The sequence below is a fragment of the Seohaeicola zhoushanensis genome, assembly GCF_014656415.1.
Taxonomy (GTDB): domain Bacteria; phylum Pseudomonadota; class Alphaproteobacteria; order Rhodobacterales; family Rhodobacteraceae; genus Seohaeicola_A; species Seohaeicola_A zhoushanensis.
In genome coordinates this window covers 1-23,636 of the sequence record NZ_BNCJ01000039.1, presented here as the reverse complement: position 1 = coordinate 23,636, position 23,636 = coordinate 1, and the positions used below count along the sequence as shown (strand labels likewise).

Annotated in this window: 21 protein-coding genes; 10 read left to right on the top strand and 11 right to left on the bottom strand. The window is 61.6% G+C overall.

The genetic code is table 11. The annotated features are described in order from the left end of the window. Positions 1 to 55: 55 nt before the first annotated feature. From IE266_RS27230 to IE266_RS25720, 7 genes are all read right to left on the bottom strand, one after another. Positions 56 to 190 carry a hypothetical protein gene (locus tag IE266_RS27230; protein WP_268249783.1) on the bottom strand — a complete coding sequence of 45 codons (135 nt, stop codon included), beginning with the start codon at positions 188 to 190 and terminating at the stop codon, positions 56 to 58. A 34-nt stretch (positions 191 to 224) separates the two neighbouring features. Further along, entirely contained in the window at positions 225 to 1,004 is a 780-nt protein-coding gene (locus IE266_RS25745; RefSeq protein ID WP_189683009.1) for an IclR family transcriptional regulator, read from the bottom strand. 444 nt (positions 1,005 to 1,448) lie between these two features. Beyond that, the gene (locus IE266_RS25740) at positions 1,449 to 3,242 is read right to left on the bottom strand and encodes a SulP family inorganic anion transporter (protein ID WP_189683008.1); all 1,794 of its coding nucleotides are present in this window, start codon (positions 3,240 to 3,242) and stop codon (positions 1,449 to 1,451) included. 221 nt (positions 3,243 to 3,463) lie between these two features. Next, the gene (locus tag IE266_RS25735) at positions 3,464 to 4,225 is read right to left on the bottom strand and encodes a maleate cis-trans isomerase family protein (protein ID WP_308434622.1); all 762 of its coding nucleotides are present in this window, start codon (positions 4,223 to 4,225) and stop codon (positions 3,464 to 3,466) included. A gap of 1 nt (position 4,226) precedes the next feature. Then, entirely contained in the window at positions 4,227 to 5,144 is a 918-nt protein-coding gene (locus IE266_RS25730) for a fumarylacetoacetate hydrolase family protein (RefSeq protein ID WP_189683007.1), read from the bottom strand. Positions 5,145 to 5,164: 20 nt separating this feature from the next. Then, complete coding sequence (locus tag IE266_RS25725) at positions 5,165 to 6,283, bottom strand: cupin domain-containing protein (protein WP_189683006.1); 1,119 nt, start codon at positions 6,281 to 6,283, stop codon at positions 5,165 to 5,167. A 14-nt stretch (positions 6,284 to 6,297) separates the two neighbouring features. Continuing rightward, positions 6,298 to 7,341, bottom strand: a complete 1,044-nt coding sequence (locus tag IE266_RS25720) for a carbon-nitrogen hydrolase family protein (protein ID WP_189683005.1) — start codon at positions 7,339 to 7,341, stop codon at positions 6,298 to 6,300. Positions 7,342 to 7,438: 97 nt separating this feature from the next. Here IE266_RS25720 and IE266_RS25715 point away from each other — a divergent pair, with 97 nt between their 5' ends. From IE266_RS25715 to IE266_RS25680, 8 genes are all read left to right on the top strand, one after another. Beyond that, entirely contained in the window at positions 7,439 to 8,383 is a 945-nt protein-coding gene (locus IE266_RS25715; protein ID WP_189683004.1) for a LysR substrate-binding domain-containing protein, read from the top strand. A gap of 122 nt (positions 8,384 to 8,505) precedes the next feature. Beyond that, entirely contained in the window at positions 8,506 to 9,540 is a 1,035-nt protein-coding gene (gene dctP, locus IE266_RS25710; RefSeq protein ID WP_189683003.1) for a TRAP transporter substrate-binding protein DctP, read from the top strand. Between the two features lie 4 nt (positions 9,541 to 9,544). After that, the gene (locus IE266_RS25705) at positions 9,545 to 10,066 is read left to right on the top strand and encodes a TRAP transporter small permease (protein WP_189683002.1); all 522 of its coding nucleotides are present in this window, start codon (positions 9,545 to 9,547) and stop codon (positions 10,064 to 10,066) included. After that, positions 10,063 to 11,355, top strand: a complete 1,293-nt coding sequence (locus IE266_RS25700; protein WP_189683001.1) for a TRAP transporter large permease — start codon at positions 10,063 to 10,065, stop codon at positions 11,353 to 11,355. The genes IE266_RS25705 and IE266_RS25700 overlap by 4 nt, the downstream gene beginning before the upstream one ends. 23 nt (positions 11,356 to 11,378) lie before the next feature. Further along, complete coding sequence (locus tag IE266_RS25695) at positions 11,379 to 12,611, top strand: dienelactone hydrolase family protein (RefSeq protein WP_189683000.1); 1,233 nt, start codon at positions 11,379 to 11,381, stop codon at positions 12,609 to 12,611. Further along, positions 12,604 to 13,359, top strand: a complete 756-nt coding sequence (locus IE266_RS25690) for an SDR family NAD(P)-dependent oxidoreductase (RefSeq protein ID WP_189682999.1) — start codon at positions 12,604 to 12,606, stop codon at positions 13,357 to 13,359. Before IE266_RS25695 ends, IE266_RS25690 begins: the two co-directional genes overlap by 8 nt. A gap of 15 nt (positions 13,360 to 13,374) precedes the next feature. Beyond that, positions 13,375 to 14,208: an alpha/beta fold hydrolase gene (locus tag IE266_RS25685; protein WP_189682998.1), complete on the top strand. Its 834-nt coding sequence runs from the start codon at positions 13,375 to 13,377 to the stop codon at positions 14,206 to 14,208. 36 nt (positions 14,209 to 14,244) lie between these two features. Continuing rightward, positions 14,245 to 15,915 carry a sulfatase-like hydrolase/transferase gene (locus tag IE266_RS25680; protein WP_189682997.1) on the top strand — a complete coding sequence of 557 codons (1,671 nt, stop codon included), beginning with the start codon at positions 14,245 to 14,247 and terminating at the stop codon, positions 15,913 to 15,915. Positions 15,916 to 16,234: 319 nt separating this feature from the next. Here the strand turns inward: IE266_RS25680 and IE266_RS25675 are convergent, their stop codons facing one another. Genes IE266_RS25675 through IE266_RS25660 form a run of 4 tightly spaced genes read right to left on the bottom strand, consistent with a single transcriptional unit; the run spans position 16,235 to position 20,513 of the window. Continuing rightward, positions 16,235 to 17,506 (bottom strand): TolB-like translocation protein, encoded by a 1,272-nt coding sequence (locus IE266_RS25675; protein ID WP_189682996.1) that lies wholly within the window; start codon positions 17,504 to 17,506, stop codon positions 16,235 to 16,237. 48 nt (positions 17,507 to 17,554) lie between these two features. Beyond that, entirely contained in the window at positions 17,555 to 19,057 is a 1,503-nt protein-coding gene (locus tag IE266_RS25670; RefSeq protein ID WP_189682995.1) for a tripartite tricarboxylate transporter permease, read from the bottom strand. Between the two features lie 21 nt (positions 19,058 to 19,078). Next, positions 19,079 to 19,513, bottom strand: a complete 435-nt coding sequence (locus IE266_RS25665; protein ID WP_189682994.1) for a tripartite tricarboxylate transporter TctB family protein — start codon at positions 19,511 to 19,513, stop codon at positions 19,079 to 19,081. A gap of 31 nt (positions 19,514 to 19,544) precedes the next feature. Further along, positions 19,545 to 20,513, bottom strand: a complete 969-nt coding sequence (locus IE266_RS25660; protein WP_229864498.1) for a tripartite tricarboxylate transporter substrate binding protein — start codon at positions 20,511 to 20,513, stop codon at positions 19,545 to 19,547. Between the two features lie 206 nt (positions 20,514 to 20,719). On the opposite strand from IE266_RS25660, the gene IE266_RS25655 reads away from it, so the two are divergent. Both IE266_RS25655 and IE266_RS25650 read left to right on the top strand, forming a co-directional pair. Next, a complete protein-coding gene (locus IE266_RS25655; RefSeq protein WP_229864496.1) occupies positions 20,720 to 21,403 on the top strand; it encodes a GntR family transcriptional regulator in 684 nt (227 codons plus the stop codon). An 818-nt stretch (positions 21,404 to 22,221) separates the two neighbouring features. Continuing rightward, positions 22,222 to 23,280, top strand: coding sequence for an HPP family protein (locus IE266_RS25650; protein ID WP_189682992.1), 1,059 nt, complete (start codon positions 22,222 to 22,224; stop codon positions 23,278 to 23,280). Positions 23,281 to 23,636: the final 356 nt, after the last annotated feature.

Below are 23,636 nucleotides of genomic sequence, written 5' to 3'. Positions count from 1 at the left end.
CAGAGCCGGACAGATTCATCTTGAACCCGATCCACCAAATGCCGGGACTGAACACCTAGTGGCTGACTGGCATCCAGTCGGCGAACTTCAAAGTGACGGGCTCTTCTGCGTAAGCCGGTGCTGCAACGGCTCCCAATGTTGCAGCAAACAGAATATTCCGGTCGACATATTTATTGAACTTGCGGTTCATTTCTACTTCTCCTCCACAAAGAATAGTGTCTTATTTATCCGGGTTTGGAGCCCTTGGTTGCGGCATTCGCCACAAGCCGGGCCGCGGCCGTTTTTGCGGCGGCACGCACATGGTCCGCCACGTCCTCGATTCGCTGCGCCTTTAGGCGCGCTGTTGGGCCGGTTACTCCGATGCTGTAAATGGCCCCGAACGGTTCGACAAAAACAGGGGAGGCGATCGAAATCACACCCTCGTCGATTTCGCCGTCGCAAATCGCATAGCCTGCGTCCCGCACGCCTGCCAACTCCGTCCAGAAGGATTCAGCCGGGTATTCAGAGGTTGGCAGCCCAGCCTCCTGCCGTGCGGCCGAAAGCCACGCATCGACATCGCGTTCTTCGCAAAAGGCCAGGATGGCCTTGCTGGACGAGCATTTGTCGAGCGGCCGATCACCGAGTCCGGGATAGATATAGGATTGCTGAGAGCCAGGAACGGGAAGTGCATCCACGATCTCGATCCGGCCACAATGCCTGCGGGCAAAGAAGGAAGTTTCCTTAAGCTCGCTCGCCAGGCTCAAAAGAACCGGAAGAATTGTATGAGACCGCTGCGCGTTGAACAGTCGCGGGATCAGAATGTCATCAAGCGCCGAGCCCAGAACAAAACTCAAAGACTCCTGCTGCTGAAGATAGCCAACCTCACACAAGGCCAGTGCCAAGCGATGTGCGGTGGACCGAGGCAGATTTACTGCCTCGGCGATTGCCGCCGCTGCAATACCATTGTCCGCGCCTGCGACCGTAGTCAGCACCTGATGATAACGGCCAAGCAAATTTGAGGTCAACGTCCCACTCCTCGGGATTTGATCTCAATTTACGGGACGACATGCGTGCTGTCAACAGAACTGAAGGCAACATTCAGGACGCCACAAACCGGGACTGGTTGACCTGAAGCGGATTGGCAATCTCCAGCCGCGTCATAGGGCGAAAGGATCCGCGACACCGTCATACAGTCCAAGGTCGCTTTGATTGCCACGTCGTCCGTCTTCGTCACTTGCCTGCCGAACCCCTCCAGGGTCGTACGGGTCATCTCGACGTGGTCTCCATGATGCGGGCGGTCTGTGGATCTGAAAACTGACTTGGCGCGATCGAAGCCGATGGCTGTGACGAACATTGCAGGCTCCAGTTTGACCGCAAGTCCCCGCTTACATCCCAGAGAGGTCGACGAGGTGGTCTAGGTCATCAAATGGCAGACCGGAACCCGATCTCGAATCTGGATCGGGTCTAGGTCACGCCGCCGGATCAATGGCAGTCTGCACCGGTGGCGCACCCGGCCGCTGAGCACATTCACGGAAGATCCTGGCCGTGCATGTTGCACATTTTTCGGGGTCAAGCAGGGGAACGATCTCGGCGATACCGTCGTGTTTGGACAGGTGTATACGCCGCTTGGTCAGCTCGCGCATGACCTTGAAACGGGCTAGTTTCCGGATCAGCTTCGGCGTCCGGGTCATCAGGTGGAAGGACCCGCCCCGACGATGCCGGCGACGGGTCTCCTCGATCAGCAGATCAGCGCCCGACATGTCGATCTCGCCTACGCCCTTGACGATGAACAGCATGTGGATTTGTTCAGGCCGGCTACGCTCCAAGGCCCGGAACTGTCGCCGAACCTCCTCGACAGAGCCGAAGAAGAGGGTTCCGTCGATACGCGCGATCACGAGTTGCGGGCATTCCCGCAACTCGTTGCTTTCAACGGCGCGGAACATGCGTGTCGAGCTTGCTGGATCCGGAGCCCCGACGGCGATACGCGGCCGCGCTGCGTTGCGGATGAAGAAGAGAAATGAAAGGAAGACTCCGACATAGACGGAAAATTCCAAGTCGACGAAGAGGGTGGCGAGAAAGGTGGCGAACGCAATCGCGCTTTCGCTGAGCGACTGGGCCGAGATATGCCGGATCTCGGAAAAATCGACCAGCCGCCAGGCCACCAGCAGGATGATGCCGCCCATCGCAGCCTCAGGGATATGAGCAAAGATCGGCGCCACGAATTGCAGGATCAGGAACAGGAACACGGCAGCAAAGATCGCCGCCAGCGGCGTCTGGGCGCCAGCTTCGTAGTTCAGGCCGGACCGGGTGAACGAGGCCGAACCCGGATAGCACTGAAACAACGACCCGGCGATATTCGAGGCGCCCTGTCCCAGGGTCTCGCGGTTGCCATTGATCGGCTGGCCCGACCGCAGCGCGATCGCACGCGAGACGGACAGCGCTTCGAGCAGGCCCACCAGGGCGATGGCGAGGGCTGCCGAGCCGTAGTCCTTCAGGAAGGCCGGTGACAGCGCCGGCATCTTCGGTTGCAGCGAAATCTCTCCGACCGCGCCGATCGTGCTGACCCCCGCGCCGGTCCGGGCCAGCACCAGCCCGGCAAGGGTGCCGGTGACCAACGCCAGCAGGTAGTTTGGCCAGGAAGGCTTCCAATGTCGCAGGCCGAGGCCGGTGAGCAGCGCCACACTGGCGATGATCAGGTTGTCCGGGTTTAGCAGGGTCAGCCGCTCCGGGAGCCGGGCAAGGAACTCCGGCAAGTTGCTTGGGTGCGGCAGGTCGACCCCGAGAATATAGGTCAGTTGACTGAGCGCGATCAGCAGGGCTGCACCAGCGACGAAACCCGTCATCACCGAATGCGACACGAAATCGACCAATGTTCCCAACCGACCCAGCCCGAGCGCGAACTGGATCAGACCGACCAGCAGTGTAAGAGCTATGGCTGTCTGGATGAACTCCGGCGAAAAAGGCTCCAGATTGCCTGCCAGCGACCCGAAGACCAACGCCGAAATTGCGGTAGTCGGCCCCGAGACCGCGTGCCAGCTCGACCCGGAGAGCGAGGCGACTACGGGGGTTACCATAGCGGTGTAAAAGCCATATTCGGGCGGCAAGCCGGCAATAGCGGCGAAGGCCACCCCCTGCGGCAGGACGACACTCGCCCCGGTCAGCCCCGCCAGCAAATCCGCTCGTAGGGTCTGCCGAGAGACCCGGTGAAGCCAATCCGGCGTGTAGAAGAGTTCACGCAGGTAGATGCCAAGCCAGTCTGCCATCAAGGGTTATTGCCGTTCTGCCCCGTGCCTTTCCGGGCGCGGTGACCCGATCGGGAGGCGGGCAAGCTGGGGGGGCATACCATCGTTGCCATTATTGCATTCGTCCTCTTACCGTGCGCGCCATGACGCCCCGCGCCAGCGGGATCAGAATCGCGGAGCGGCCAAGCGGAGGCGCGTCGCGCCTGCCGCTCGGCCAGAAATTGGCAGCCCCTCGTCAGGGCCTAGTAGTTGCCCGATAGCAGCGCCCCGCAGCCGGGGACCCGAGGAGTGATCTCGAGTTCACGTAGCATCTGGTACGTCGTCGCTACCGCTGCCGACAGAACCGGGATTCCGCATTCGTCCTCGACCTTCTGAATGGCCGCCAGCGACGGCATCTGAACGCAGGCCGACAGCACCAGCGCATCGATATTCTTCAGATTCACCTGCTTATATATTTCCGTCAGGTTCATGGGATCCTGCGCCGCGACCTGCAGGTTGTCCGGGATTTCGAGCGCGATGGAATCGCTCACTTCGATGCCTTCGGCCTCGATGTATTCGGCCACCAGGTTCGTCAGAGGCCGCATGTAGGGCGTGACGATAGAGATGCGCTTCGCCCCCATCCTGTGCAATCCATCGACCAGCGCGCCCGCGGAACTGACCACCGGTGCTGGGTGGCCATTGTCCACTGTGACCTGGTGCAACCGCTTCTGGCTCTCGCGGTGATAGCCCTTGCCCATCGACATGATCGCGACCAGGCAGGCATATCCCATGACATCGACATCCGCGTCTGACAGTTCGAGTGCGCAGCGGTCGCTGTCGCGGTCCATCGCCTTGAGTTCTTCGGCCGTGACCTTCTTCATCCGCATCCGGCTGGAATGGAACGAGAAGCGTTCGGGGAACATGGCTTCACGGGCGCGCAGCATGGCGGGAATCTCGCGCTCCATCGTCAGGTTCGATGACGGCACGATCTGCCCGATCTTGTAGGTCCGGTTCAGGTTCTCCATCTCAGGCTCCGATCTTCACGACGGGGTTGACCAGCACGCCGATGCCATCGACACCACATTCGATGACATCGCCCGGCCACATCCATTCCTGCGGTTCGCGGCCGGCGCCGACGCCCGCAGGGGTGCCGGTGGCGATGATGTCGCCCGGCTCCAGCGTGATTCCGGAAGAGATATCGGCGATCAGCGTCGGGATGTCGAAGAGCAGGTGTCTGGTGTTCGATCGCTGCTTCTCCTCGCCGTTCTTCCGAAGCCAGAGGTCGAGATTGTGCGGATCCGCAATTTCATCGGAGGTAATGATGGCCGGGCCGAACGGGCAGTAGCTATCCTGTCCCTTGGAGAAGATCCATTGACCCGCGCGGCGATTGTCCCGCGCCGAAACATCATTGATCACTGAATAACCGAAGACATGGCTCATCGCGTTTTCCTTGGAAATCCGGGTCGCCCGCTTGCCCACGATCACTGCAAGCTCCACTTCCCAGTCGAGTTGTTGCGTCATGGCGGCATTGTGCTGGATCGGCTCGCCATGGGCGATCACCGAGGTTGGCGGTTTGGAGAACACCACCGGCTTCTCCGGCAGGTTCTTCGAGGTATCCAGCGACTTTGCGCTTTCGGCGACGTGTTCGACATAGTTCAGGCCAATGCCGAAGATGTTTTTGCGCGGACGCGGGATAGGCGCCATCAGGCGGACATTCTCGAACGGAACGGCGATGCCTGCGGGGCGCTTGCCTTCGGTGGCTTCGAGCGCACGGGCAAGCGACGCCAGTCCATCCGGACCCTGTTCAATCAGCCCGAGCATGTCGACGGCGAAGGTCTCGCCAAGAGCCAGGCCAAGTCGGGCGACGTCGATGACCAGGCCATCCTTGATGACGCCGAGACGACCTTCTGCCTCGATCGAAGCGCGATAAGTAACGAGTTTCATTTTGGTTTTCCGTTCACATGTCAGGTGATGAGGATCTGGTGGCCGTTGTTGTCCTCGAGCGCCTGTTCTGCATAGAAGCCAAGCTTCTTCATCACCGGGAAGTCGTTGAAGGAGAACAGGCAGGCGTCGTCACCGGTCTGGGTGTTGCAATGCTCGTGCCAGACCCATGGCGGGACGCAGAAGATGTCGCGCTCTTTCCAGTCGAAACGCTGGCCGCCGACGATCGAATAGCCTTCGCCCTTGGCGACTTGGTAAATCACGTTGCCGGTATGACGATGTGCCCTGGTGTGTTCGCCCGGTCTAAGCAGTTGCATCGACGCGCCCATGGTCAGCATCGGGTCGCCGCCGGTCACTGGATTCACGTAGTCCATCTTCACACCATCAAAGGGCGAGCCATCGGTGACCTTTGCGTAGTTCTGAAGCGCTTCGTAGGTAGGTTCCCAACGATAGCAGAGCAGCGGCGAATAAGGCTTGTCCCACTTGTCCATCGCCGGCCGCAGACCTGGTCCACCATAGGTCATTGGACTGTCGTTCGCCGGAAGGTTGGTCACCTGGTAGTCATCCGGGTGCACGGCGTAGAAATTGGCTTCCAGCGCGTTGGTCAGCGGGATGTCGAGCCCGTCCTGCCACATGCAGGTCGTACCGTCCTCGGAAATGCCGTGTTCGTGCCAGGTGCCGTTCGGTGTCAGGACGAAATCGCGCGCTCCAAGCTCGACCTTGTGCCCGTCGACGATCGTATAGGCGCCCTGGCCCTCCATGATGAAGCGCAGCGCCGAAGCTGCATGCTTGTGGGCTCCGGCGCGTTCGCCGGCCTTCATCACCTGTATGCCCGAGAACAGCCAGCCGCAGGCGGCACTGACTTCGCGTCGCTTCGGATTGCGCAGATAGACGACCCGCCTGCCGGCATCTTCCGGGCGAACCAGGTCAATTGCGCGCAGAACCTGCGCCCGCAAATCAGCATTTCGCCACAGGACCGGCGCCGATTTCGGCGTCGGTTCCCAGGGCTCGATGTCATTGGCGACCGTCCATAGCGCGCCGGTCTCGAAGCCGGCCAGGTCATCATAGTAGGCTTCAAGTTCGGCTGTGTCGCGCACTCGGGCTCGGCCGAGAACATCGTCTCTATCGGCACTATTGCTCATTTTTTCCTCCGCATTCAGGCTTGGGTTTCGGTGATCTCGATCGGGCCCGCCTCGACATCGGGCGTGCTGGCACCGTCAGGGGCCACCTTGCCGTAGAGGTTCAACGGCTGTTGACTGGACCGATTGAGGCTCAGCTGGAACACGTCAAAGCGGTTGTAGTGGCCGGTGATGTCATGCATCTGACGAGGCTGAATGCACTTGCCCAGGTCGATGTCGGCATAGACAATGCCCTCTTCGTCCACGAGCCCTTCGCCGATCACCCGCCCGTCGGGGCCGATGATGCCGGAAAAGGCGCTGGACTTGCGCTCCAGCAGGCTGCGCGCATCGGGGCGTACCCGCTCCATTGCGCCGATGATCTCTTCCGAGACCGTCGACGTGGCGACCACGGTAAATACCTTACCTTCGAAGCTGTGTGACTGGGCGCGCAACCGAATCGCCTCGGCCATGTCGTAGTCGGGCGGGGCCACCGGCAGCGATATATAGCTGGCAGTATGCACCAGTTCTCCCTGTGCGAGCAGCGCAAATCGTGCCAGCGTATTGGTGTTTTCGCCGCAGGCCAGCCCGCCAAGGGGGCCGATGGCCGTCTCGTAGACCTTCAGCGACGACCCGTCACCGCCGGTCCACGTCAGCTTCTCCGCCCAGGTCGGCACCAGCTTGCGGTGTTTGCCCAGGATTTTTCCATCGGGCCCAATGAATACGAGGGTGTTATAGAGCGTTCCCAGCGAGACCGGGCTGCGTTCGTTGACGCCAATCACCACATGGGCGTTGGCGGCTGCGGCTGCAGAGCAGACGATGTCGATTTCCGGTCCCGGCAGAAAAATCGATGCGCGAATCAACTTCTCGAACCAGGCGCTTCCGGTCACCGGGTCGGTAATCCAGCTCCAATAGGGATAGCCTGGAATAAAAACTTCAGGAAAAACAACTAGTCGTGCCCCATTTTCACCCGCTTCGGCGATCAGCCGCGCCGCCTTGTGGGCGGTTGCTTCAGCATCGAGGAAGACAGGCGAAGCCTGAACGGCCGCAGCTTTGAACTGACCTAGGAAGGTGTCGGGTGTCATGGCTTCATCCACTTGTAGTGCATTCACCCGCGCAATCTTCCAACGATCATCTATTATTACTAGCAACTATTCCTTGGGTTCGTATAACCTAAATGACATGACAAGCTTCGCTTCCTGGACGCGCCGTCTGAAGATCCGCCACCTCGAGATCTTCTCGACGCTGGTCGCAACCGGCAGCCAATCGGCTGCGGCGGATACGCTGAACATGACACAGCCCGCCCTGTCAAAATGGCTGCGCGAGTTGGAAGAGGATATCGGCGCACCACTCTTTGTCAGGGGCAAGACGCTCAGGCTGACCGCGCTGGGGGCGCAGTTCCTGGGTTTCTGCGAGCACGTCCTGGGCGAGGCCGAAAACATCTCGGACCTGATGGAGGCAACGCGCCAGGGGCGCGCCGGGCGCCTGCGCATCGGGGTGTTGCACGCCGTGGTCTCGGAACTGCTGCCGACCGCGATCCTGAGATTTCGCGCTGACGCACCCAACGTGCGTATCGCCGTCACCGAGGACACGCTGGTGCCGCTGCTCGACGCCTTGCAGCGCCGGGAACTCGACTTGGTGATCGGCCGCGTGCAGGGGGCAGTCCTCGAAGGCATCCGAACCGAGGAGCTCTATGCCGAGCAGGTCGTTGCCGTCGTCCGCGCGGCTCATCCGCTGCGGCTGTCTCCGCGGCCCAGCTGGGTGGCCGCAAGGGAGTTCCCTTGGCTGGTGTCCCCGCAGGGCACACCTATGCGGACACGCTTCGAGGCGGAATTCGTGAATGCGGGTGTCCGATTCCCGGAAGACCTGATCGAATCGCGCTCCGTCGTGGTGAACCAGGCGCTTCTCCGACACAGCAACATGATCACGCTCTTCTCGCGCAATGTCGCGCCCTATTACACGACGAGCGGGGTGTTGACCGAACTGGCCTTGCCGATGACCGGCACCTTGGGGCCGGTCGGTTTGTATCTCGCCGAGGAGGAGCTGACTCCGACAGTGGCGAGCTTTGCTGCATTGGTGCGAGAGATCGCGCTCGGTCAGGTCGATCAAGTGAGAGATCATAACTAAAAGGATATAGGTGTCTAAGATTTTGTTCCTTTCCCTTATACGCCTCCGAGAGCAATGTGCGCAGGCACAAAGAGGCGGACGAGAGCGGTATACCGTTTGCGTCGGATAGGGAGACTTTCGAGATGACACGACTTTTCAGACGGTCCGCACTTGCCGGTGCCGTTTTGCTCGGCTTCATTGGAAGCGGCGCAAGCGCGGAAACCGAACTGCTGTTCAGCACATTCTTCCCGCCCCAGCATGTACTCGTAAGGGACGTGCTGGAGCCATGGGCCGAAGAGGTCAAGCAGGCTACCGGCGGCGAGGTGACCGTTTCATTTGCGGCGTCCAGCCTGGCGCCGCCGCCCAAGCAACTCGACATGGTGCAGGATGGCATTGCCGATCTGACCGTGCAGTTCGCCGGTGTTGTTCCCAACCGCCTGACGACTCTTTTTGTCGGCGCGGTACCCGGACCGACGACCAGCGCCAAGAGCATGTCGGTCGCGCTCTGGCGGACTCATGAGACGCATTTCGAGCCGGCCAAGGAATTCCGCGGCGTGACGCTCCTGTCGCTCTTCGCGCTGCCGCCGCAGATGATGTTCGGCACCCATGACGAACCGATCACCTCAATCGAGCAATTGAAGTCGGCAAGGATCGCGACCACCCCGGGCACAGCGGCTCAGGCGTTTGGTGCGGTCAGCTCCGGTGTCGTGGCAGGGCCTGCCTTTCGGTATTTCGAACTGGTCAGCAAGGGGATGGTCGACGCCTTCGTCGCGGTCACTCCGATCGACGTGATCGGATTCAACCTAGCACCCTATACCAAGACCGCAACCGATATGGGCGATCTCGGCACGGCCGGCACCTTTGCCCTGGTGATGAACGAGAAGAAATGGCGGAGCCTGTCCAAGGAGACCCGCGAGGCGATCATGTCGGTCTCGGGCGAGAACTTTGCCCGCAGGCTGCAGGCAGTCGACGACCGGAATCAAAAAGTTGTCGAGCAACTGCAGGCAAGCGGTGTGAAATTCGTCTCGCTTCCCGAAGGCTTGCGCAACGACCTCGCCCAGGCTTTTGCCCCGATCGCCGAGGAGTGGATCGCCAGCGTCGAGAAAAAGGGCGTTGCCGATGGCGCGGCGGCACTGGACTACTACCGCAAGGTCCAAGCCGAAGTGGCCGCGGAGTAAGGGGATGTCGATCGCTTCGTCGCTGCGCCAAAAATTCGCCTCCCTGGCGACCGTGTTGGTCGCGGTGGCGGGGCTGTCACTCTTCGCGATGATGACGCTCACTGTTATCGATGTGGTAGGCCGCTACTTTTCCGGCCGGTCCCTAACCGGTTCGATCGAGATGATCCGCATTGCGCTGGCGGTTTCGGTCTCCTGCGCTATGCCCGCGGTCACGCTGCGGGGCGAGCATATCATGCTCGGACTACTGTCCGGGCCACCTGACCACCCGCTCGAACGTCTTCGCGGCGGCCTCGTGTGGAGCTTTTGCTCCGTGGTCTTCGTAACCCTGGCGTGGATGCTGTGGGGTGCCGCTATGGAATCGATCGAGTTCGAGGACGTGATCGGCTACCTGGAGCTTCCCCTGGCACCGATGATCCTGGTGATGGCGGCCATGTCCCTGCTCAGTGGTATTGTCGTCCTGTTCCACGCCTGGGGCGCCCTCCTCGGGGAAAGCCTGCAGCCATCCAATCAGGAGGCGGTATCGTGACCATCGCGCTCATCGGTTTCGTTGCGCTGTTCGCACTTTGCTTCCTCGGTGTTCCGCTCACCGTCGCCCTGCTTTCCGTCGGCACCTTGGGGTTTGCCAGCTTCCGAGGTTTCAGTGCGGCCGGCTCGGTCGTGGGGCAGCAGATCACCGACGCGTTTTCATCCTACGGATTCTCGGTCATTCCGCTGTTCGTTCTGATGGGGGCCTTCATTCATCGGGCGGGCCTGGCAGACGACCTTTTCGACGGCGCGCGGGCCTGGCTCGGCCATATCCGCGGCGGGATGGCGCATACGACGATTGGCGCAAGCGCCGCTTTCTCGGCGGTCTGCGGCAGTTCGATCGCCACCGCGGCCACCATGTCGCGGGTCTCGTTGCCGCAGATGAAGCGCCATAGCTACAATGACGGTTTCGCTTGTGGCGCGGTCGCGGCGGGTGGCACGCTGGGCATCCTGATCCCGCCTTCTGTGCCCTTGGTGATCTTTGGTATCCTGACCGAGACCGACATCACTGGCCTGTTCATGGCGGCCTTCCTGCCGGGCATGATGCTGGCCCTGCTATATATGTGCGCGGCCTGGCTGGTGGTTCTCTGGCGGCCTGCGCTCGGGCTGCCGGCAGAACGTGTGAACTGGCGCGACCGTCTAGCTACCAGCCGGCGCAGCGCGATGGTCGGTCTTCTCTTCTTCACTGTCTTGGGCGGCATGTATCTGGGGGTCTTCACGCCGACTGAGGCGGCCGGCATCGGTGCCGCGGGCGCGCTCGCTATCATGATTCTGCGTAAGGCGGCCTCGTGGAGTGCGCTGTCCTCGGCCTTGTCGGAGTCGGTGATCACGACGGCATCACTCCTGATGGTTGTCGGCTCGGCCCTGGTCTTCAACACCTTTCTGACGATCTCGGGGCTGACCGCGGAACTGGTTACGCTGATCGCCACTCTCGATATCTCGCCGCTGGCCGTGATCCTGGTGATCTGCACGATCTACCTGTTGCTTGGCTGCGTGTTCGACAGTCTTGCCGCGATGATCCTCACCGTGCCGGTGTTCACGCCGATCGTCGTCGGGCTTGGCTTTGATCCGCTCTGGTTCGGCGTCGTGGTGGTGATCGTTGTCGAACTTGGTTTGATCACCCCGCCGCTGGGCATGAACGTGTTCATCGTGAAGAGCTTCGCGCCCAACGTCTCGATCTGGCGCATATTTGCCGGTGTCTCTCCCTTCGTCGCTGCCAACCTCGTTGGCCTGACACTGGTCGTTCTGTTGCCTGCGACCGCGCTGTGGCTGCCAGGCCTGCTCAACTAATCCGTTCAAAGGAGAACAAGAATATGTCCGGAAACTGGGTAGAAATCCAAGCCGCGGATGGCGGCACCTTCGGCGCCTATCTTGCACGGCCGGCCAAGGGCAGCGGTCCCGGTCTGGTCCTGCTTCAGGAGATTTTCGGCGTGACCAGCGACATTCAGGCCATGGCCGACATGTTCGCCGAAGAGGGATATGTCGTTGCTGCTCCGGATATCTTCTGGCGCACCGAGCCCCGGCTCAACCTGCGCCACGAAGGCGAAGACATGCAGCGCGCCATCAGGCTGGGGCAGGGCCTCGACGACGCCCAGGCGATCGCCGATATCGGCGACGTGGTAGCGGCACTGAAGGCCATGGAGTTCTGCAAGGGCGGGATCGGCGTGCTTGGCCATTGCATGGGCGCACGGCTGGCAGTGGGCGCGGCACTGGCGGGGCACGTGGACTGCGCTGCGGCCTATTATCCGGTCGGCCTGAAGCGCGTCCTGAAGGACGGGGACGTGCTTCCGGTCCCGACCGTCATCCATGTCGGTACCGAGGATCTCTACATGGGGGCGGACGAGGTTGCCGGGCTTCTGAAACGCTTCCAGGACAACCACGAGATCGAGATCTATTCCTATCCCGGCGCTGGTCATGCCTTTGCCAACCCGGGCCGGGACACTTACGTCAAGCCGGCCTCGGACATGGCGTACAGCCGCTCGCTGGCGGTCTTGCGCAAGGTCATCGGGCCTTGGTACGACCTCAACGCACTGTGGGAAGCCCATCGCGCCTGCGAGTTCGAAACCCGCGACGCTGACGAGACCATGAAGACCATGGTGGCCGAACCCTATGTGAACCACATCCCGACGTTGACGGGCGGCTATGGAAAGAAACTGCTGCGCCAGTTCTACGCCAACCATTTCATCCCGAAGAACCCGGAAGACATCAAGGGCATCCCGATCTCGCGCACCGTGGGCGCCGATCGCGTGGTGAATGAGGTTATCCTGTGCTTCACCCATGACATTGAAATGGACTGGATGCTCCCAGGCGTGCCGCCGACCGGCAAATACGTGGAGATCCCCTTCGTCAGCGTAATCCACTTCCGCGGCGATAAGCTGTTCAACGAGCACATCTACTGGGATCAAGCCAGCGTGCTGGTGCAACTTGGCCTGTTGGACCCCAGAGGTTTGCCGATCACTGGTGTCGCAACTGCGAAAAAGGTGTTCGATCCCAGCCTGCCGTCCAACGAATTGATGCCGAACTGGCCGGAGAGCGCGGATGCCTGAAGTCATCGGAACTCGGATCGACGGAGCAACCGCATTGGTCACCGGCGCCGGTGGCGGCATCGGCAGTGCCCTTGTCGAAGCCCTGCTTGAAGGAGGGGCCAAGGAGGTCATCGCCCTCGACCGCAACGCGCCCGACTTCTCGGACCCGCGGGTCACGGCGGGGGCACTGGATATCACCGATCCCGCAGCGGTAGCCCAGGTCGCTGCCCGATGGAGCGGTCGCGTCTCGATCCTGATCAACAACGCTGGGGTCAATGCAAACGCGCGGCTGTTTACTGAAGACGCGTTGCGCATGGCCCGTTCGGAGATCGAGGTCAACTATCTCGGCACACTGGCGATGATGCACGCCTTTGCCCCTTCCATGGTCCGCAAAGGTTCAGGACATATTGTCAACCTGGTCAGCTTCGTCGGCTTGATCAGTGGCCCCGGTATGGCCGGATATTCCGCGAGCAAGGCGGCCGCCCACATGGTTACCGTTGCCGCGCGTGCTGAACTGGCGCCGTTCCGCGTGAAGGTGCTCGGGATCTATCCCCAGGTGGTCGATACCGAGATGAGCCGCCAGTTGAACCTGCCCAAGCTGAGCCCGGCAGACCTTGCGGGGATGACCCTTAGCGCCATCGAAAGCGGAACCAGCGAGCTGTTTCCGGGACCTGCGGCAGAGGCAATCAACTTCCTGCGGCGAGACCCGGAGGGGTTCCAGGCCATGCTCGTCGAGCGGCTTGGCCCATCCCGCCCGCAGTTTCAGTAATCGGAGGAGAACCCAATGGCATTCGAGAACAAGGTCGTCCACGCGAACGGCAACGACTTTTCCTGCTGGTTCGAGGGCAAGGGTGACAAGGATATCGTTTTAATTCACGGCGAGATCCACGGAAAGGCCTACTGGGAGCCGCAGATCCGCGAGTTCATGAAGGACCACCGTTGCCTGGCCTATGACCGGCGCGGGCATCACGGCAGCGATACGGCGGCATTCGGCTTCTCGGTCGAGAACCAGACACGGGATCTGCGCGCCTTGCTCGACCACTTCGGGATGCGTCGGCCACGCATCGTGGCGCTGGCCTTCGGCAGCACGATCGCCGCGAATTTTGCCAATCAGAATCCCGACCGGGTCGAGTCGATGGTCATCGGGGCCTGGGGCGAACTGCATGACGCGCTCTCCTATCTTCAACGCTGGGAAGTGGCGGGCCGTCTTTCTGCCGAAGCCTTTGAGGCCGGCGGCAAGCCCGCGCTGGTCGACCTGCTGCGTCGGGAAGGCGGCAAGACCATGTATATGGTGATTCCACCCGAGGGCGATCCGCTGCGCGAACCGGTCATCGATTTGATGGCCAGCCATTCGGCGGCGCACTACCGTAGCGGGATGCTGGAAGTGGCTTCCTCTGTGCCGGATCTGGTTTCGCGCTTCGAACAGCTCGATCTCCCGGTCCTAGGCATCTGCGGCGCTGACGATCCGTTCAAAGACGAACCGGAGATGCTTTCGCGCATGAAGAACTTTCGGGAAGCCAGCATGATCGAAGGTGGTGGACGTTTTGCCCATTGGCAGCAGCCGGGTGTCTTCAACCGCGTCGCCCGCGATTTCTTCGAATCCGGGCGGGTCCGCTGAGACCGTTCCTTGACCACCTGTAACTGAGGTCATCCGATGCCGAGTGCTATCCGCAATATTCTCTTCATCATGTTTGATCAGCTGCGCTGGGATTATCTCGGCTGCGCCGGTCATCCCTATCTGAAGACGCCAAACCTCGACAAGCTGGCGTCGAAGGGGTTGCGTTTTACCAACGCCTATGTGCAGTCGCCAATATGCGGCTCATCCCGCATGAGTTTTTACACCGGACGCTACGTGCACAGTCATGGGGCGCAGCGAAACAACTTCCCGCTTAAGGTTGGCGAGCTCACGCTGGGTGACCACCTCCGCGACGCCGGAATGGATGCCTTCCTGATCGGCAAGACGCACATGGAGGCGGATGCCCAAGGCCTGGCACGGCTGGGTATCGCGCCGGATTCGGTAATTGGTGCGAGGGTTGCTGAATGCGGTTTCGATGTTGTAGTCCGCGACGACGGGCTCTGGACCGAAGGCCCCGACGGTGCATACGATACACGGACCTCGCCGTATAACGAATACCTTGCCGCCAAAGGTTATGGCGGGGCTAACGGCTGGTCAGATCACGCCAATGCGGTGGAGCTCGAAGATGGCGAGGTGACATCGGGCTGGTTCATGAAATACATCGACCGCCCGGCAAATGTCGCCGAAGAAGACAGCGAAACCCCTTGGCTCACCAGCCGCGCCATCGACTTCCTCTCGGAAGCTGGTCGCGAAGACCGGCCTTGGCTATGCCACCTCAGCTATATCAAGCCGCATTGGCCCTACGTGGTGCCCGCGCCCTACAATTCGATGTTCGGCCCTGAACACGTCGTGCCGGCGGTTCGCGCTGAAGCAGAGAAACAGGATCCACACCCCGTCTACCAAGCCTATATGCAGACCCTCGTCGCGCGATCCTTCTCGCGACAAGAAGTGCGCGAGAAGGCAATTCCTTCCTACATGGCCCTCATCAAGCAGGCCGATGACCAGATGGGTCGGCTGTTTGAATATCTCGAGCAAGCGGGTCGCATGGATGACACGATGATTGTCGTGACTTCAGATCACGGCGATTACCTGGGAGATCACTGGCTGGGAGAGAAGAACTTCTTCCATGACTGTTCGGTCAAAGTGCCGCTAATCATCTACGATCCGCGCCCCGAAGCAGACGCGACCCGCGGCCAGACCTGCGACAAGCTTGTCGAGGCAATCGACCTGACGGCGACTTTCATCGAAGCTGCCGGCCGCAAGGTTCCCGATCACATCGTCGAGGGCCGGTCCCTTTGCGACCTGCTGCACGGCCAGCAGCCCGAAGCCTGGCGCGAGGCGGTGATCAGCGAGATGGACTATTCGACCACGCCGATGGCTGAAAGCCTGGGAATGGCACATCGCGATGCTCGTCTGTTCATGGTGTTCGATGGCCGCTGGAAACTGGTTCACGCCGAGGGAGGCCTGCCGCCGCTGCTCTTCGACCTGCAGTCCGATCCGCAGGAACTCGACGACCTTGGGCGTGATACAGCCTTTGCGGTCGAACGCGAGCGGATGTACGGACACCTCCACGCCTGGACCCGGCGGCTGTCGCAAAGGATTGCGATTTCCGATGACGAACTGGATGCCATGAAGGGAAAATACGCCCGGCGGGGTATCCTGTTGGGCCTCTATGACGGTTCAGAGGTGCCGCCGGAGAACCTCAGCGCGGTTCCGTTGCGACCGAAAGAAGAACTGGGCGTCAGCTGATTGAGCTTTCCCCCGCATTCATGCCCATGCAGCCCGAATGCGCCTCCTCGCAGACAATCATGATGACCGTTTAGGGATTGGAAGTCTTGGGGTCAGGGTGCGCGCGATCCAACTGAAAAATCTGGTCCGGGAATGCAAACATGCGGCGCCCATCGCGGTGATCGCGGAGAGAACCCAAGAGCTCGGCACGCAGGAGGACCACCGGGGACACAGCCGTCGGCAAAGGCGAATTTTGTCATTCAAGGACGGCGCTTAGCCGCGGCTGAACTAGTTTTGACATCCAATTTCCTTGGTCACATTCTGCGCCCTTATGGCTTCTCTACCGTGTCAACGCTTCGCCCAGATCGACGACATAGAGCTGCCGCTCGCCCTCATGGACCGAGTCGATGCAGACAGATCCGCCGTCGGGATGCCAACGCGGATGCAGGTCGCAACGATTCTCCTTACCAAGCGTCGGATCGGTCTGCAGGTCGGCCACGTCGATGCGCTGCCCCGTCGCCAGGTGGTAGAGGAACAGCTTGCGAATATTGGTGTGCTTGTCCGGGTAGGTATCCGAGATCATCCAGGCTTGATCGGGCGAATAGGTCATGTGTCCGTTCTCGGTGAGCACCGGCGCCCCCACCGCCTCAGCCTCCCCGGTCTCGATGTCGTAGAGATGGTAATGGATCTCGCCCGCATGCGGCCCCCAGACCATGATGTGCCGGTCATCGCGCCAGGTCGGGTGCGAGATCTGATACTCCGACTTCTCGTAGTCGAAGGTGTCAAGTGCATTGGGATCATGCGCGTTGTCCAAGTGCGGAATCGGATGATCGCTGCATTCCAGCAGCTTCAACCCGGTGCCGTCCGAGTTGACCACCAGGAGCCGGTGTAGCCAGCAGGTCTCGTCCTCGATCCGCCGGGTCCAGCGATGCAGGAATAGCACCCGGTCTCCAGCCGGGTTGATTTCGAGATGCGTGACCCAATGGATCGCTCCTTCCATCGAGGCCACCGGCTGGAACGCCTTCAGGTCGGCCAGACTGAGCAGCAGTCGCGACTCGCCGCCCGGCAGCTCCATCCGGCGAATGCCGTCATCGGTCGGCGCAAGATCAAGTTCCGGCGCGGGCCCGGCCAGCACGTAGCCGATAGTGGGATGGGTCGCGGTGAACCGCATGTAGTCGACGCAGATGGCATAGCTGCTGTCCGGCGCGACCACGTACACCGGGTCGGGCAGGTCGATTGCGGTGCCATCATCGATATCGAGAATCCGCGCCTGCAGACCCGGATAGGTTCCGGTGGCGTCATCGCTACGGCGGTTGAAGATCAGCTTGCGACCCGGCAGCCCCTCCAGCCATTGCAACTGGGTGCCCATCTGCCAGTTCCACGCCGTCGTGGTATCTACAGTGCGAAACGTCTCGCCGTCAGAAAGGTCGAAATACCCCACCTCGGCAACGTCCTCCGCCGCCAGGTCCCAAGCCATGCGCGGCACCCGAAGCGCCAGCATGCGCCGCCCTTCACGATCCCAGATACTCTTGTTGTAGTAGCCGAAGAAATGATGGTCAGCACTCTGGCCGATCTTGCGTACAGGGCAGGGAATCGTCGTAATAACGCTCACCGGGAAGCTCCTCTCGGTCGTGTTTCTGGAAGCGAGTGAGGGCAGGCCCTACTCGAGAAATTTCGAGTTGCGGCGGTGCTGGACGATGCCATGCACGATGGCGAAGGTACACAACACGATGAGAACCAGGCAGATCGGGCGGGTCACCAGCTGCAGGGCAAAGGCGCCGACATCGCCACGCACCAGCGCCAGAGACCGAGCGAGTTCGCCTTCGGCCAGCGTGCCCAGCACCAGGCCCAGCACCAGCGGCGCGCGCGGCACGGCCAGCGCCGCCATGCCCCAACCCAGAGCGCCTATCGCCAGCATCACCCAGATATCGTCCACCGAACCGCGCATCGCATAGGCGCCGATGATCGCAAGCGCCAGGATGATCGGCGCGAGGATCGCCGGCGGCACCTGCACCACGCGCAGCCCATAGCGCGCCAGCAGCAGGCCGACTGGAATGAACAGCAGGTTCGACAGGAACAAGCTGAAAATGAAGGAATATGTAACGTCGGCGTTTGTCGTGAACAGCTCTGGTCCCGGCCGCAGACCGTGGATCATGATGCCGCCCAGCAGCACCGCGGTAACCGGGTTGCCTGGGATACCCAGTGTCAGCAGCGGGATCAGCGTGCCGCCGGTGACAGCATTGTTGCCTGTCTCGCTGGCGACGATGCCCTCGGATGCGCCCTTGCCGAAAGTCTGCGGCGCCTTCGAGGCCCGCTTGGCCGCGTCATAGGCCAGGAAGCCGCCAACGCTGCAACCGACACCCGGCACGATCCCGACGATGATCCCGATCACGCTCGACCGCAGCAGGTTCAGCTTCTGCGACATCAGTTCCGGCAACACCCGCAGCGGGCTCGACCGGTCGACGCCGCGGCCATCGCCGTCCGAGGTGCGGGCGCGCCGGATCAGGTCGATGACCTCGGGAATCGAGTAGAGACCGATCAGCGACACCACAAGCGGGATCCCGTCATAGAGCGTCGGCAGGTCCATCGTGAAGCGCATGGTGCCGGTCAGCGGGTGCACTCCGACGGTGCTCAGGATCAGGCCGAGCGCACCGGCGATCAGGCCTTTCTCCATTGCGCCCGCCGACATCGAAGCGATGACGGTGATCCCGAAGAGCGCCAGTAGGAAGTATTCGGGCGACCCAAATCGCAACGAGAATTCCGCCAATTGCGGAGCCAGTAGCAACAGCGCCAGCACGCTGACGATGCCGCCAATTGCCGAGGCGAAAGTCGCCAGCGAAATGGCGCGCCCGGGCTCACCGGCCTTGGCCATCGGGTGGCCGTCCAGCATCGTGGCGACCGAGGCGGAAGTACCGGGGATGTTCAGCAGGATCGCGCTGATCGCGCCGGAATAGGTCGAGGCGCAATAGATCCCGCCCAGCATTGCGAGGCCGACCTGCGGCGGCAGCGAGAAGGTCACTGGAATCAGCAGTGCCACGCCCATGGTGCTCGTCAGCCCCGGCAGCGCGCCGATGATGACACCTCCTACCACTCCCGCGACAACCGCGAGCAGCATTGCCGGATCCAGCAGGGATGCAGCCCCCATCAACAGATATTCGAGCATCGGTGCGCTATCCCGCGATTGTCAGAAGAAAAGGCTTTCCGGCCGGGCGACGCCAAGCAGGACGAAGAAGATGACGTGGAACGCGGTCGTGGCCCCGACCGCAACCGCCAGTGCGGCGACCAGCCGCTGGCGGCCGCCCAGAGTTACGATCAGACCGAAGAGAAACATGAAGGTCGTCGCCTCGTAGCCGATGAACTTCATGGCCAGCGCGCAGATTGCGATTGCTGTGAAGGCGATGAAGGCGGCCCCCGCTCCAACGCCGCTCACCGGCTGGGCGACCGCCCGGCTGCCCCAGACACGAAAGCCGTAGATCACCGACATCACACCTATGAAGCCAGCCAAGCTGCGCGGGAAGTATGAGGAGCCGACGGGATAACCGAACGCCGTCACACCGATCACCAAGGCTAGGCCAAAGGCCAGGGCGGCAAAGATTGCATCACGGGTTGTTGTGGTCATCTCGGCTCTCTCCATACTTCCGTTTGCGAGCTTACTTCAGAAGCTCGACGTAACTATCAAGTTCGGCGTCGGCCTTGGACATGTAGGCGCCGAATTCCTCGGCGTTCATGTACTGCAGCGGCAGGCCTGCCGACTTGGCCTGTGCCAGGAATTCGGGGTCTTCCATCACCGCGGCAAAAGCTTTCTCAAGGACGGCTTTCTGCTCCGGTGCAAGCCCCTTTGGCGCCGCGATCCCGCGCATCGAGGCGCCGACCGAGTTCACGTCCGTGCCCGCGGCCTCGCTCACGGTAGGCACGTCGGGGAACAGCGGGCTGCGCTGGTCGGCGAAGACCCCCAGCAGCCGCAACCGGCCGCTTTCCACCTGCGAGGTAGCGCCGCTTGCCGACGGTAGCGATGCTGCAAGTTCACCTCCCAACGTTGCCTTCACCGCCGGCCCGGTGCCGTCGAAAGCGACAAAGTTGAAATCTACATCGAGTGCCTTTTCGGCCACCACCAGTTGCAACTGGTTGTTCGACTGCGGCCCGTCCGCGCCGATGTTCAGTTCACCCGGATGCGCCTTGGCGTCAGCAAGCAGATCGGCAAGCGTCTGATACGGGCTTTCCGCCGCAACCGCGACGACCACCGGGTCGAGTTGGATATTGGCAATCGGGTCGAAGTCGGAGATCTCGTAGGGCACACCCTCGCGCAGCTTCTTCACAAGGTGGATCGACGGCACGTTGATGAAGCCGATCTCGTATCCGTCCGGCTTGGCGGTGGCGAGCGCCGAGAAGCCGATCTGTCCCCCTGCCCCAGCCTTGTTCTCGACAACCAGCCGCTGGCCGAGGTGCTTCTCGACGTATTTCGCAATGGTCCGCGCGGCGGTATCGGTCCCGCCGCCGGGCGAATAGGCAACGATCATGGTGATAGGCTTTTCCGGATAATCCGCAGCCGCCGGCGCCGCTGCCGCGATCGCGGTCACACCGCACATAGCTGCAAGAGTGGACTTCAGAGTGGCGATCATTCGTCTTCCTTTCCCTAGATCTGCTGGCGCCATCGGCCATGGTCTCTGAGCCGGATCGACTCGAATTGTATTTGATTGCATACAATATCAAACTTTTTTGAACATTCTTGTCAACCCCGCTCGATTTACGGCACCATCCGGCTTAGAAATGCGCTACCATCATATGAACAACGATGCCCACGCGGCGCGCAGCAAGGACCCATAACGTGCTGAAAAGGAATGCTGAATCTGACGGGGCCGACACGGCTCCCTCGCTTGCGGAACATGTCTACCAGGAAATGTCCCGGTGGATCCGAGAGGGCGTGTACAATCCTGGCGACCGTATTCGCGAGGCGGTGGTCTCCAAGGAACTGGGCGTCAGCCGAACACCAGTCCGCGAGGCGTTACGTCGTCTGCAGTCGGAACGGCGCGTCCTTCTCGAGCCGCAGCGCGGAGCGGTCGTCGCCGAACTTGACCGCCACGAGGTCGTCGAACTCTACCAGCTGCGCCAGCACCTCGAAGGCGTCGCAGCGAGGTTCGCGGCGCAACACGCCTCGCTGGCAGAAATAGAGGAGATGGCCTTCATCCTCGATAAGAGCAGCACGGCGATGGACGACCCCAAGCTGCTAAACCAGATCAACTGGGAATTCCACAACGCGCTATACTCGGCGGCACACAACCGTTTCCTGCTTCGCTCCATCGAGGCTATCTCTGACGCGATGGCGCTGCTGAAGGGCGCGAAATACGTGCCACCCGGACGCCCCGCCGAACTGCTGACTGAACACCTGCGCATCCTCGACGCTATTCGCGCACGCGACCCTGACGCCGCCGACAAGGCCGCGCAGGACCACATCGAGAACTCGCTACGCGTCCACCTGCAGATCGGCTTCCACAAGCCGACATTCGGATAATTGGCCTGCCGAGTGGCCCTTTTACTTCAGCTGGCCTACTGTCGAAATGTCAAACGAGACACGCCAAGAAACGAGTGTTCAAAATCGGGAACAACGCAGAGCTCACAACTGTGCGTGCGAGGTGATATCCTTCGACCCATCGCGGTCACATCATCACAGCCCCATTCCGGTCAAACAGGGCTCACGCTTGCAAGTTAAGTCGGACACCGCGCCACGGTTCGTCTGCAATATGACGGAGCGCTTCCCCTCAACGCCATGCGGCTCAAAGACAGGCTCGGCCAGATCGATCTATGACTCGATGCCCAAGGCGCTGCGCGCTAATTTTGTCCACTCAAAGCGCAACTCCCACAGCCAAACTGCCGCGGCTATGGAAACCACCCCAACGACCAGTACCAACACCTATTCCGTCATTCCCAACCGTATCTGACTGTTTCTCATGTTGTTCAGCTAAACTTTATCAGCGGAACGTTCGGCCAAGGCTGCTCATGCGCCTCCAACTTTGAGGCGGGCAGATCGCCTCTACTCGGCGGGCATGGGCCTGGAAATCGCTGCCAGCAAAGAAAAGGACCGCAGCCCCGAAGATGCCAGAAGCAAAGGCCAGAGCGATCGCATGCCGGCCCCTTGTACGAACGCTTTTCTTATGCTCCACGACGGGGCGGAATTTCGTTGTCGCGGAAGCGGCGGGACCGAAGTCGAAAGCGTTTCTATTCCGGCCAAATTTCAGGCAGAAGGTGCGAAAGCCGCTCAATTACTCATCGATTCCCATGCCGCACCGACGCCTTGCTCTCTCCGGCTTCCTGCCCGCCCTGCCGCGACCGTTGGCGCGAGAAGTCTGGCGCGCCTCGGCCGGGGTCGCGCTCGGTATCGCCCTGTGCGCCGCGCTGGCCAGCGCGATGCCCGCTTTCGGGACCATTCACCTTGCGCTGATCGCCCCGCTTGGGGCGACAGCTGTTCTGGCCTTCGCGGTGCCCAACGCGCCGCTTGCGCAGCCTTGGTCGGCGGTGGTCGGCAATTCGCTGTCGGCGCTGGTCGCGGTGTTGGTGCTGTCGTTCTATCCGGGGGATTGGGCGGCGCCGCTGGCGGTTGGCTTTGCCATCGCTGCGATGATGGCCGCCCGCGCGCTACATCCGCCCGGGGGCGCGGTGGCACTGCTCGCGGCCCTGAACCCCGGCCCGGTCCTGGAAGCGGGCCCGTTCTTTGCGCTGGCGCCGGTCGGGCTGATGACAGCCGTGCTGGTTGGCGCGGCAATCCTTTTCAACCGCGCGACCGGGCGCGTATACCCGTTCCGACAGACCGGCGAGAAACCGACAGAGGTCGAGGAGATCCGCCTGGGGCTGGGCGAGGAGGAGCTGGCGGCGCTGCTGCAGACCTACCGGCAGTCGTCCAATATCGGCGTGGCCGACCTCGGGCGGCTGCTCGCCGCCGCCGAGCGCAAGGCGGCGAACCACCGGTTCGACAACGTCTCCTGTGCCGAGATCATGACCCAGCAGCTTGTCACCGTCGCGCCCGAGGCCGATATTCGGCAGGTGGCGCGGCTGTTCCGACAGCACCGGATCAAGAGCCTGCCGGTTGTCGATGCGCAGGGGCGGTTGGCGGGGCTGATCCTGCAGGCCGATATCATCGAGGCGCTGACCGCTTCAAAGCTGGACCTGCGGATCGTCGGGCGGGTGCCCAAGATCACCGCCGGTAGCATCGCGCGCGCGGCGGATCGTTCGACGACCACCAATACGCCGGTAGGTCAGATCCTAAACCGCCTCGCCGTCCAAGGGACCGAGACGGTGACGGTGATGGCGGACGAGCGGCTGGCCGGCGTCATCACCCGGTCGGACATCATGCAGCTTCTGCTGGCCGAGGCACCAGACCGCAAGACCGCTTGATCAGGCCGGTCACTTCCTGCCGCTGGCGGGCTGTGCCCTTGCCGTTACCGGGAAGGTCGACCGCGACAGCAGCATTGCATGGTGCAGCGCCGGTACTGGATCCGTGAAAGCATTGGGATTTCGGGCGCTCAGCCGTGGATGGCCATCGACTCCTGCATCGGCACCATAAAGTTGAAGCTCTTGCCCTGCGGAAGACCTCCTTGAATTGTTTCAAGCGCCTTCGACCTGCGCGATTTCGCGCCGCGCCCCCATGGCATCGGCTCTCATTTCGCGAAGTTCGGCAGTAGTTATTTCAGAGGTAAGCGCCTCGGCGGTCCCCTACGCGGCGCGGCTTGACGCGGTTCGGAAGTTCCAAG

What these genes read in the sequence shown, in the direction of transcription:
- IE266_RS25665 (WP_189682994.1), bottom strand. Translation starts at nt 19,513, where the DNA reads ATGACCACAACAACCCGTGATGCAATCTTTGCCGCCCTGGCCTTTGGC.
- IE266_RS25720 (WP_189683005.1), bottom strand. Translation starts at nt 7,341, where the DNA reads ATGACACCCGACACCTTCCTAGGTCAGTTCAAAGCTGCGGCCGTTCAG.
- IE266_RS25680 (WP_189682997.1), top strand. Translation starts at nt 14,245, where the DNA reads ATGCCGAGTGCTATCCGCAATATTCTCTTCATCATGTTTGATCAGCTG.
- IE266_RS25715 (WP_189683004.1), top strand. Translation starts at nt 7,439, where the DNA reads ATGACAAGCTTCGCTTCCTGGACGCGCCGTCTGAAGATCCGCCACCTC.
- IE266_RS25705 (WP_189683002.1), top strand. Translation starts at nt 9,545, where the DNA reads ATGTCGATCGCTTCGTCGCTGCGCCAAAAATTCGCCTCCCTGGCGACC.
- IE266_RS25695 (WP_189683000.1), top strand. Translation starts at nt 11,379, where the DNA reads ATGTCCGGAAACTGGGTAGAAATCCAAGCCGCGGATGGCGGCACCTTC.
- IE266_RS25740 (WP_189683008.1), bottom strand. Translation starts at nt 3,242, where the DNA reads ATGGCAGACTGGCTTGGCATCTACCTGCGTGAACTCTTCTACACGCCG.
- IE266_RS25730 (WP_189683007.1), bottom strand. Translation starts at nt 5,144, where the DNA reads ATGAAACTCGTTACTTATCGCGCTTCGATCGAGGCAGAAGGTCGTCTC.
- IE266_RS25690 (WP_189682999.1), top strand. Translation starts at nt 12,604, where the DNA reads ATGCCTGAAGTCATCGGAACTCGGATCGACGGAGCAACCGCATTGGTC.
- IE266_RS27230 (WP_268249783.1), bottom strand. Translation starts at nt 190, where the DNA reads ATGAACCGCAAGTTCAATAAATATGTCGACCGGAATATTCTGTTTGCT.
- IE266_RS25670 (WP_189682995.1), bottom strand. Translation starts at nt 19,057, where the DNA reads ATGCTCGAATATCTGTTGATGGGGGCTGCATCCCTGCTGGATCCGGCA.
- IE266_RS25725 (WP_189683006.1), bottom strand. Translation starts at nt 6,283, where the DNA reads ATGAGCAATAGTGCCGATAGAGACGATGTTCTCGGCCGAGCCCGAGTG.
- dctP (WP_189683003.1), top strand. Translation starts at nt 8,506, where the DNA reads ATGACACGACTTTTCAGACGGTCCGCACTTGCCGGTGCCGTTTTGCTC.
- IE266_RS25735 (WP_308434622.1), bottom strand. Translation starts at nt 4,225, where the DNA reads ATGGAGAACCTGAACCGGACCTACAAGATCGGGCAGATCGTGCCGTCA.
- IE266_RS25660 (WP_229864498.1), bottom strand. Translation starts at nt 20,513, where the DNA reads ATGATCGCCACTCTGAAGTCCACTCTTGCAGCTATGTGCGGTGTGACC.
- IE266_RS25685 (WP_189682998.1), top strand. Translation starts at nt 13,375, where the DNA reads ATGGCATTCGAGAACAAGGTCGTCCACGCGAACGGCAACGACTTTTCC.